At 71.1% G+C, this 9,461-nt stretch carries 8 protein-coding genes; 6 read left to right on the top strand and 2 right to left on the bottom strand.

What is annotated here, in order from left to right; all coding sequences use genetic code 11:
• Positions 1-64: 64 nt before the first annotated feature.
• The 6 genes from flhA (at position 65) to GGD89_RS05040 (ending at position 8,132) form a co-directional block, all read left to right on the top strand.
• Positions 65-2,251, top strand: coding sequence for a flagellar biosynthesis protein FlhA (flhA, locus tag GGD89_RS05015; protein WP_246422622.1), 2,187 nt, complete (start codon positions 65-67; stop codon positions 2,249-2,251).
• Between the two features lie 188 nt (positions 2,252-2,439).
• Positions 2,440-3,474, top strand: a complete 1,035-nt coding sequence (locus tag GGD89_RS05020; protein WP_246422624.1) for a flagellar biosynthesis protein FlhF — start codon at positions 2,440-2,442, stop codon at positions 3,472-3,474.
• A complete protein-coding gene (locus GGD89_RS05025; RefSeq protein WP_184043014.1) occupies positions 3,471-4,262 on the top strand; it encodes a MinD/ParA family protein in 792 nt (263 codons plus the stop codon). The genes GGD89_RS05020 and GGD89_RS05025 overlap by 4 nt, the downstream gene beginning before the upstream one ends.
• A 31-nt stretch (positions 4,263-4,293) precedes the next feature.
• On the top strand, positions 4,294-6,234 hold the full coding sequence (locus tag GGD89_RS05030; RefSeq protein WP_184043015.1) for a hypothetical protein: 1,941 nt from the start codon (positions 4,294-4,296) through the stop codon (positions 6,232-6,234).
• Between the two features lie 31 nt (positions 6,235-6,265).
• Positions 6,266-6,754, top strand: a complete 489-nt coding sequence (locus tag GGD89_RS05035; RefSeq protein ID WP_184043016.1) for a hypothetical protein — start codon at positions 6,266-6,268, stop codon at positions 6,752-6,754.
• 7 nt (positions 6,755-6,761) lie between these two features.
• Positions 6,762-8,132 (top strand): DnaJ domain-containing protein, encoded by a 1,371-nt coding sequence (locus GGD89_RS05040; protein WP_184043017.1) that lies wholly within the window; start codon positions 6,762-6,764, stop codon positions 8,130-8,132.
• A 25-nt stretch (positions 8,133-8,157) separates the two neighbouring features.
• Here the strand turns inward: GGD89_RS05040 and GGD89_RS05045 are convergent, their stop codons facing one another.
• Positions 8,158-8,661 carry a TrmO family methyltransferase domain-containing protein gene (locus GGD89_RS05045; RefSeq protein WP_184043018.1) on the bottom strand — a complete coding sequence of 168 codons (504 nt, stop codon included), beginning with the start codon at positions 8,659-8,661 and terminating at the stop codon, positions 8,158-8,160.
• A gap of 338 nt (positions 8,662-8,999) precedes the next feature.
• Positions 9,000-9,461: hypothetical protein (locus tag GGD89_RS05050; RefSeq protein WP_221238331.1), on the bottom strand; the 462-nt coding region annotated here is incomplete at its 5' end.

Raw genomic sequence — 9,461 nt, forward strand, 5'->3', positions numbered from 1 at the left:
CGGTTCGCCTAACCGCGCCAGCCCTGGCCCACGGGGCGCATGACGACAGGGAGAACCGGCACCGATGGCCGAGGATATGGGAGCACGACGCCAGGCCGTGGCCGCCCCCGGGGCATCCGGGGACGGGCGCGAGCCGGCGGGCGCCGACACCGGAGCGGCCGGGGGCGGCGGTCCGACCCTGGTCGCCGCCTGGGGGCGTCTCAACGAGACCCTGCGCAAGGGCGAACTGGGCCTGGCCCTGGGCGTGATCGCCATCCTGGTGGTGCTCATCCTGCCCATGCCGCCGTGGCTGCTGGACATCATGCTGGCGTTCTCGCTGACCCTGTCGACGCTGGTGCTGATGACGGTGATCTACGTGCGCCGGTCCATGGAGTTCAACTCGTTCCCCATGGTGCTGCTGATCGCCACCTTGCTGCGGCTGGCGCTCAACCTCGCCTCCACCCGCCTGATCCTGGCCAACGGCCACGAGGGCACCGACGCCGCCGGCCAGGTCATCGAAGCCTTCGGCGGCTTCATCATGGGCGGCAATTTCGTCATCGGCGTCATCGTCTTCGCCATCCTGGTGCTGGTCAACTTCATGGTCATCACCAAGGGCGCGACGCGCATCGCCGAGGTCTCGGCGCGCTTCACCCTGGATGCCATGCCCGGCAAGCAGATGGCCATCGATGCCGACCTGTCCACCGGCCTGATCGACGAGGCCGAGGCCAAGGCTCGTCGCGAGGACATGCAGAAGGAGGCCGACTTCTTCGGCGCCATGGACGGTGCCTCCAAGTTCGTGCGCGGCGACGCCATCGCCGGCATCCTGATCACCGTCATCAACATCGTCGGCGGCATGATCATCGGCATGGTGCAGGGCGGGCTGTCGTTCGGCGAGGCCGCCGAGGTCTACACCCGCCTGACCGTCGGCGACGGCCTGATCACCCAGATCCCGGCGCTGATCGTCTCGGTGGCCGCCGGCATCATGGTGGCCAAGGGCGGCCTGAAGAACAGCGCCGAGTCCACCCTGGTGGAGCAGTTCAGCGCCTATCCCCGGGCGCTGGGCATGAGCGCAGGACTGGCACTGGCGCTGGCGTTGTTGCCGGGCACGCCGTTCCTGCCCTTCGTGCTGCTGGCCGCGGGCGCCGGGACCGCCTCCTTCCTGCTCGACCGCAAGGCCCGCGACACCGCGCGGGTGGCCGCCGAAAGCACCGCCGCCGAGCCGATCGCCCCGGTGGCGGAAGAACCCATCTCCACGGCCTTGCGCATCGACCTGGTGCGTCTGGAACTGGGCTACGGGCTGTTGTCGCTCATCAACGGCGGCACCAGCACCCGCTTGACCGACCAGATCAAGGCGCTCCGCCGGGCCCTGGCCATGGAGATGGGCTTCGTCATGCCCTCGGTGCGCATCCAGGACAACATGCAGCTGGGGGCCAACGCCTACGTGCTGTTCGTCAAGGAGGTGGAGGCCGGGCGCGGCGACCTGCGCCCCGCCATGCTGCTGGTGATGGACCCCCGGGGCGAGGACATCACCCTGCCCGGCGAGAAGACCACCGAACCCACCTTCGGCCTGCCGGCGGTCTGGTGCGACCCGGCCAACCGCGAGGAGGCCATGTTCCGGGGCTACACCGTGGTCGATCCACCCACGGTCATCACCACCCACCTGACCGAGTTGGTCAAGGACCACATGGCCGATCTGCTGTCCTTCGCCGAGACCCAGAAGCTGCTCGACGAACTGGACAAGGAGCACCAGAAGCTGGTCGCCGACCTGATCCCCGGCCAGATCTCGCTGAACGGGGTCCAGCGGGTCCTGCAAAACCTGCTGGCCGAGCGCATCTCCATCCGCGACCTGCCGACCATCCTGGAGGGCATCAGCGAGGCCACCGCGTCCACGCGCAACATCCTGCTCATCACCGAGCATGTGCGGACGCGCCTCGCCCGCCAGCTCTGCGACGCCAACTCCAGCCCCGACGGCGTGGTCGCCCTGGTCACCCTGTCGGCGCAGTGGGAACAGGCGTTCGCCCAGGCGCTGGCCGGGCAGGGCGAGGAACGACAGCTGTCCATGCCGCCCTCGCAGTTGCAGGACTTCATCATGACCGTGCGCCAGACCTTCGAGCGCTTCGCCATGCAGGGCGAGGCGCCGGTCCTGCTCACCAGTCCCGGCGTGCGGCCCTACGTGCGCTCCATCATCGAGCGCTTCCGCCCCAGCACCGTGGTCATGTCGCAAAATGAGATCCACGCCAAGGCCCGCATCAAGACGTTAGGACAGATTTAAGGGACCTCCGCCTAGGATCGTGAGATCGTGAGATCCCGCGCCGTCCGCATCCGGGCGCGCGGGACCGCTGTCCGGCCGCGCCACCCCGGCCCGCCCGTCGATCCCGCCGCTGCCCTCTTCGGCGGACCTGCAGAAAGCACAAGTCCATGCGGCTCAAGTGCTACTCGGCTCCGAGCATGGCGGAAGCCATGACCCTGATCCGCGCCGAACTGGGCGATGACGCCATCATCGTCTCAACCCAGCGGGCGGCGGGCGATGGCGGCGTCCGCATCACGGCGGCGATCGAGGAGTCGACGCTGGACCGGGACATCGAGCGCGCCCTGGACGATCCCGGGGCCGGCCCCGGCGCGGACACCCCCGCGCCCTCGGCCGCGTACGACCCCCGCATCGCCGTCGTGCAGGAGGCGCTGGGCTACCATGGCGCGCCCCGCGCCCTGACCGAGCGGCTGGCCCAGGCCGTCGGCGCGGCCGAGGCCGAGGCGCCGCTGGACGCCTGCACCGCCGCCCTGGCCGATGCCTTCGCCTTCGCGCCCCTGCCGGCGCGCAAGTCCCCCCGCCCCTTCCTGATGGTCGGCCCCCCGGGCGCCGGCAAGACCATCACCGTGGCCAAGCTCGCCGCCCGCGCGCGGCTGATCAACCGGCCGGTGGGCGTGATCACGGCGGACTCGGTGCGGGCGGGCGCCATGGCCCAGTTGGCGGCGTTCACGCGGATCCTCGAAGTGGACCTGAAGCGCGCGCGCGGCCCCGAGTCCCTTCGCTTTTTGGTTGAGGAATCCATAGGATTGCACGACCTGGTCTTCATCGACAGCCCGGGCATCAATCCGTTCTCGGCGCAGGACATGGCCTTCCTGAAAGAGTTGATCGAGGCCGCCGACGTCGAACCCATCCTGGTTCTGGCGGCCGGCATCGATCCCATGGAGGGTGCCGAGGCCGGCGAGAGCTTCGCCCAGGTGGGCGCCACCCGCCTGCTGGCGACACGGCTGGACATGGCCCGACGTCTTGGTGGTATCCTCGCGGCGGCGGACCGGGGTCAGCTGATGTTCAGCGAGGTGACCATCAGTCCCCATGTGGCCAACGGGCTGGTGCCGCTGGCGCCGCAGGCCCTGGCCAAGCTGATCCTGCCCCGCCAGGACGAGGACGAAGACCCCACAAGAGAGGCCAGCGCGGATGTCATGCCGCAGTCGGATCGCCCGCCCTTCGACCTCACCGAGGCCGTGCGATGAGCACCGTTGACCCCAGCATGGTCGTGCCACGCATGGCCCCTGCCAAGCAGCGCAGCATCCTGGCCATCGCCTCGGGCAAGGGCGGCGTGGGCAAGACGTGGTTCGCCATCACCCTGACCCACGCCCTGGCCAAGCGCCAGCAGAGGGTGTTGCTGTTCGACGGCGACCTGGGGCTGGCCAACATCGACATCCAGTTGGGCCTGATGCCGCGCCATGACCTGGGCAGCGTGGTCGCCGGCAAGCTGACCCTGAACCAGGCCGCCACCCATTTCGCCAGTGGTGGCTTCGACGTCATCGCCGGCCGCTCTGGATCGGGCAGCCTGGCCAACATCCCCGCCAGCCGCCTTCAGCTCATCGCCGACGATCTGGCGCTGATGGCCCGCGACTACGACCGCGTCATCCTCGACCTGGGCGCGGGCGTGGAAAAGGCGGTGCGTCAACTGGCCAGCACCGCGCACACCATCCTGGTGGTGACCTCGGACGAGCCCACCGCCCTGACCGATGCCTACGCCTTCATCAAGATCAACGCCATCGAACGCCCGGAAACCGACATCCGGGTGGTGGTCAACGCCTCGAACTCGACCCGCGAGGGCGAGCGCACCTACACCACGCTGCTGAAGGCATGCCAGGGGTTCCTGCGCATCTCCCCGCCCCTGGCCGGGGTGGTGCGCCGCGATACCCGCGTCCGCGAGGCCATCCGCAACCAGACGCCGCTGCTGACCCGCTATCCCAACAGCGAGGCCGCCCTGGACGTGGAGGCCCTGGCCGACCGCCTGCTGGCCGGCTGACCGTGGCGACCGACGCGCGGGGGATGCGCCCATGACCACCGTGCCGCCCGCGCCGCCGCCGCCCCCGCAACCACCCTCCCCGGCGGCGCCCGCCCAGCCGGTGATCGTGCGGGTCTCGGCCCCGCCCCCGGCGCTGGCCCAGCAGCCCCCGAACAGCGTCCTTGAGGGGCAGGTCGTCCAGGCCGGCGGCCGGGGCCAGGCCGCCACGATCCTCACCGCCATCGGTCCATTGACGGTGCGGGCCCCCCTGCCCCTGCCGCAGGGGACCCAGGTCACCCTCGACCTGCTGTCGCTGACCCGGGGCGGCGCACTGCTGCGGATCACCGCCCTGAATGGCCAGCCCCTGGGGTCGGGTGGATCGGCGGACATCGCCGCCATGCGCCCGGGCATGGGCGCCGCCGGAGCGACGCCGCCGGGACCGACCGGACCTCAACGGCCCGACCCTCCCGCCGCCGGCTCGACACGCCCGGACACACGCGGCCTGATCACCGCCACGGTGGTGCGGGGCGGCGCGCCGCTGACGGGCGCGGGCGCCGCGCTGGAGGCCGGGGCACTGCTTCGGCTTCGTCTGGTGGGGGTCCAGCCGCCGGCCGGATCCCCTGGCGGGCCGGCTCAGGGCGGAGGGGCGATCGCGGGCGGAGCCCCCGGGTCGGGGGCGGCGGGCGCCGGGAGTCCCGGCGTGCCTGGCGGCGGACCAGCCTCGCCCGGCGGCGCGGCCGGCGGATGGGGCGGGGGATCGTTGGCCGGGGTCCCCGGAGCCCCCGGAGCCCCCAGTGGGCCGGGAACCCCGGGCGGGACACCGGCCCCCGCCACGCCCTCCACAGGCACGCCCCCAGGCCCGGGACGCGGCCCGGCCCCCGCCGACGGGGCCGCCGCCCAGGCCCGCGCCAGCCTCGGCGCGCTGGTCGGCCGCATCGGCGCCGCCCTGACCGTCACGCCGGCCAGCCCGCGCCCCTCGGGCGCCGCGCCGGCCGCCGGGTCCGGCCTCCCGCAACCGTCGCCCACGGCCACGCCCGTCCCGGCGCCGGCCACGCCCAGCACGGCCACGGGCGCCCCGGAAAGAGTGCTTACCGGCACCATCCAGGCCGGCGCCGCCGGCAACCGCACCCTGGTGAGCACCTCGGCGGGAACCCTGGCCCTGACCCTGCGCCTGGACGCCCCGGCCGGCAGCCAGGTGACCCTAGGCGTCGTCTCCACGACCCCTCAGTCGGCTACCCCGGCCCCCGCCCCCATGCCCCTGTCGATTCCGGAGGGCGGGGCGCGGGGCTGGCCGGCGCTGACGCAGGCGGTGGACACCCTGGCCCGCGCCGACCCCGCCGCCGCCAACGCCCTCCGGCAGGCGATTCCCCAGCCCGGCCCCCGACTGGCGCTGGCGCTGGGCAGCCTCACGGCGGCCCTGCGGGCGGGCGGCGACGTCCGGCAATGGCCCGGCGCCCAGCCCCTCACGGCGCTGGAGTCCAGCGGCGCCCGGGGGGAGCGGCTGGCCGAGACCCTGCGCGGCGAGATGCGCGCCCTGGCCGGACGCTCGCGCGAAAGCCCCGGCGGCGAATGGCGCGCGCTGACGCTACCGCTATCGGACGGCGCCGAGATCGCGCCCATCACCCTGATCACCCGGATCCGGGACGGGCGGGTCCGCGACGACGACGACGGCGAGACCACCCTGGCCCCCCGGCGCGGTGACGATCCCGGCGACCGGTTCGTGGTGGACCTGACCTTGTCGAACCTGGGGCGGCTTCAGCTCGACGGCCTCAGTCGCGGCCGGGCGCGCCAGCTTCACCTGATCCTGCGCACCGCCGCCCCGCTGCCCGCCTCCATGCGCGAGGACCTGCTGGTGATCGCCGAGACCGGCATGAAGGCCCTGGGCCTGGAGGGTGGCTTGACGTTCCAGGCCGACGGGCGTTTCGTGGATCCGGTGCCGGAGGCCGCGACGACCCCGATCCCGACGGCGCCGATAGAGGGCGTGATCGCCTGAGCCCCGGACCGCGCCGGAGACCCCACCACCCATGTGCCCGTCCCCCGATCCAGACCCTGCCCCCGGCCTCCCGCCCACCGACCCGGCCGAGCGGCGCGCCCGCCTGGCCACCCGCGCCAACCCGGCGCCGCGCCTGGATTATCGCGTCACCCTGGGGGCGCGTCTGGCCGCCGGTCCGGGGGTCCTTGGCGGCGCCCGCGTGGTCGTCGACTACGTGCCGGATCGCCTGCTGCTGGACCCGGAGGGCTTCAACCGCTACATCAACGGACTGAGCGAGCCGCCGTGGCCGGGACCGGAGGCGTTGGGCGTGGCCATCCTGGACGACATGAACAACGAGGTGGTGCCCCGCTGGCTGCGCGTGACGGTGCACGTGGCCCCCGATGGCGACACCCATCCCCCCGGGACCGTGGGGCGTGCTCCGGAGGAGCACCGCGTCGTCCTGGAGGATCGGCAACCTTATTGGGACGAGGCCACGGGCGCCGGACTTGACGGCCGCCCGGGCTCGCCACGCCGGGAATGACAACTCAATGGCGGCCCTGGTACGGGATCCCAAGGGATATTACGGGGTGCTGGGACTCACCCCCCGGGCCGACACGGCGGCCATCAAGCGCGCCTATCGCAGCCGCGCCAAGCTGCTGCATCCGGACCGCAACCCCTCGCCGCGCGCGGTCGCCGAGTTCCAGTTCCTGAACGAAGCCTACCGGGTGCTCAGTGATCCCGAGGCGCGGACGCTGTATGATCGCGCCCCCTTGCCCGCCGCCGGACGCGTCGGCGTGCCGGGCGTCGGCCAGCATGGCCGGGGCCGCCGGCATGGCCTGGCCGGCGGCCCCACGGTCGCGCGGACCACCGGCATGGCCACGGAGAGTCCGCTGGCGCCGCACGCCTGCCAGGTCTGCGGGCGGGTCACGGCGCAGCCCCGCTACCTGGTGCTGCATCGGGTGCGGGGGCTGGGGTTCCGGACGGAACAGCGGCCCATCAGCGGTATCTTCTGCCGGCTGCACGGTCACCGCACGGCGGTGGCGGCCAGTCTGTATTGCTGGGCGCTGGGCTGGTGGGCGATCCCCTGGGGACCGGTGCGAACGCTTCAGGCCCTGTGGCGCAACCTGCCGGGCGGCCAGCAGCCGGCGGCGGAGAACCACCAGCTTCTGATGCATCAGGCACGGGCGTTCCTGGCCCGGGGCAACCTGCCCCTGGCTCGCGCCCTGGCCGAACAGGGCCTGGGCTTCGCCCGCACCGACGAGCAACGCCAGCATGCGAGACGCATCCTGGAGGCCCTGGCCGACCAGCCCCGGCTGCGCCCCCGGGACCAGGGTCCGTGGCTGGGGACGGCCGTGCTCGCGCACCTGGCGCCGCTGCTGCTGCTGGGACTCCTGGCCCTGTACGTGGCCGGGCCGACGCGGGTGATCGGCGCGATGGTGACGCCCCTGGTGGCGCTGTGGAGCGAGCGAACGGACAGCACCCAAGAGGCGATCTCGGCCCCCCGCACCCAGGGACCGTTCACCGGCACGACCCGGCCCGCGCCGGCGGAGTCACGCCCCCCGACAGACGCCCCCCCGACAGAAGCCCCGCCGGCGGACCCGTTCGCTTCGACGGCCCCCCCCGGCGGGACCGCCGCCCGCCCCGCGCCCGGCGGCGCCAAGCCCAAGGAAGCGGACCGCCCCATCGAAGCCCCCGTGATCGGTCACCTCTACGCGGTACGGACCTCGGCCGTGGTGGTGCGGTCGGGTCCCGGAGAGGGATACCGGGTGCTGGCCACGGTGTCGCAGGATACGGTGCTGATGGTCACCGAACTGTCACCCGACGGCCTGTGGGGCCGGGTTCTGTCGGCGCGGGGCATCAGCGGCTTCGTGCCCACCGACAGCCTCAGACCGGCGCTGGCCGACGCGGTGACGCGGTAGACGGGCACGGGCACGGGCTCAATGGTCAGTGTCCAATGCCGCTGGTGTTACATCTCTCGAACTCTTGACTCCAGTCGAAACATGCCGAGTCCTCCAACGATTTGGGCCAGTGAGCGAAATTTTGCGGGATCGAGGCACGATCGACCCGGTCCAAGGCCGGGACGTAGGGCTTGATGTCGATCAGCGGTGTGTTGGGGTGAGTATCGATGAAGGGCGTTGTTATGATTCCATGTGCGACATCGACTTCCAGGATTGCAAACACCGACATCCCGATCGGGTTGGGCCTCGCCTCCGACCGTGAGGCAAAGATCCCGACATCAGCCTTGCTGGAGGTGTACGGCCTTTTACACGTCGTTTGGTCCCGGAGCGACGCGGAGTCGGCGTCATGGGCCCACCAAAGCGCGATGGCATGACTGAAGCCTTGCAACCCCTCCAGGGCATCCCGGTAGGCGGGCAGAATGTGCAGCGCGTAGTCGCCGTGCTCGAAACGGGTTTCTCCGATGCCCCTCACGCCAAAGATAGGCCCCATCGTCTACTCTCCTTTTTGGTGTCGTCAGCTTGTTGGGAGAGAACATCGTGAGAGGCCAATAATACCAACGGTCATTGAGAATGACCGTTGCAGTCCGTGGCCGGCCCGCTCTCCCACCCGGCCACCCCCCACTTTTCCTTGGGGCAGTATACTTGGGGTGGCCGGGTGGGGGAGCGGGCCGTTGCCGCCCTGGCACCGCTTTGCGGTGCCAAGATCTGGAACATCCGGGCGCCTGCAAGGCGCCCGGGGGCGGATGAGTCACACTCATCCGCCGCTGGTATAAGGCCGAAAGAATTCGATACGCCACTTCAGATCCAGAGCGAATCATCGCGACATTCTCAATAGTTTTTCCCTCCCCCTTCACAGAACCCGCACTGATTATCCACCATCGCTTCTCGAACAAAAATACGTGGAATAAAACAAGGGCGAGGACGAGGCATTAGCCTACATCGGTCTATGATAGTATGAAAGGCCTTTAATGCTGGCTTTTTTTGTCGGCACGGCTTGTCACCCCTGACGGTAACCGGGGCCAGTCTCTCGGCAGCCGCCACCACCGCTCTCCGCCCCGCCATGACCGGGCCGAACGCCGTGACCGACCCCGGGCGCAGGGCGAGGCCGAACGCCCCGAGGGCACCCAACCCAAGGGGCGCGCCGAATTCGTTGAATTGAATGGTGTGGTTCAGGTCCGGATCCCTGTTGACGTAGTCCCGGATGCGCCGCGCCGCGTTGGGGAAGTGTTCCTTGATGTAGGCGGGGTTCTGCAGGTACAAACGCATGCCCTCGGCCATCTTTTCACGGCT

The organism is Roseospira visakhapatnamensis, assembly GCF_014197915.1.
GTDB classification, from domain to species: domain Bacteria; phylum Pseudomonadota; class Alphaproteobacteria; order Rhodospirillales; family Rhodospirillaceae; genus Rhodospira; species Rhodospira visakhapatnamensis.

What these genes read in the sequence shown, in the direction of transcription:
- flhA (WP_246422622.1), top strand. Translation starts at nt 65, where the DNA reads ATGGCCGAGGATATGGGAGCACGACGCCAGGCCGTGGCCGCCCCCGGG.
- GGD89_RS05040 (WP_184043017.1), top strand. Translation starts at nt 6,762, where the DNA reads ATGGCGGCCCTGGTACGGGATCCCAAGGGATATTACGGGGTGCTGGGA.
- GGD89_RS05030 (WP_184043015.1), top strand. Translation starts at nt 4,294, where the DNA reads ATGACCACCGTGCCGCCCGCGCCGCCGCCGCCCCCGCAACCACCCTCC.
- GGD89_RS05020 (WP_246422624.1), top strand. Translation starts at nt 2,440, where the DNA reads ATGACCCTGATCCGCGCCGAACTGGGCGATGACGCCATCATCGTCTCA.
- GGD89_RS05025 (WP_184043014.1), top strand. Translation starts at nt 3,471, where the DNA reads ATGAGCACCGTTGACCCCAGCATGGTCGTGCCACGCATGGCCCCTGCC.
- GGD89_RS05035 (WP_184043016.1), top strand. Translation starts at nt 6,266, where the DNA reads ATGTGCCCGTCCCCCGATCCAGACCCTGCCCCCGGCCTCCCGCCCACC.
- GGD89_RS05045 (WP_184043018.1), bottom strand. Translation starts at nt 8,661, where the DNA reads ATGGGGCCTATCTTTGGCGTGAGGGGCATCGGAGAAACCCGTTTCGAG.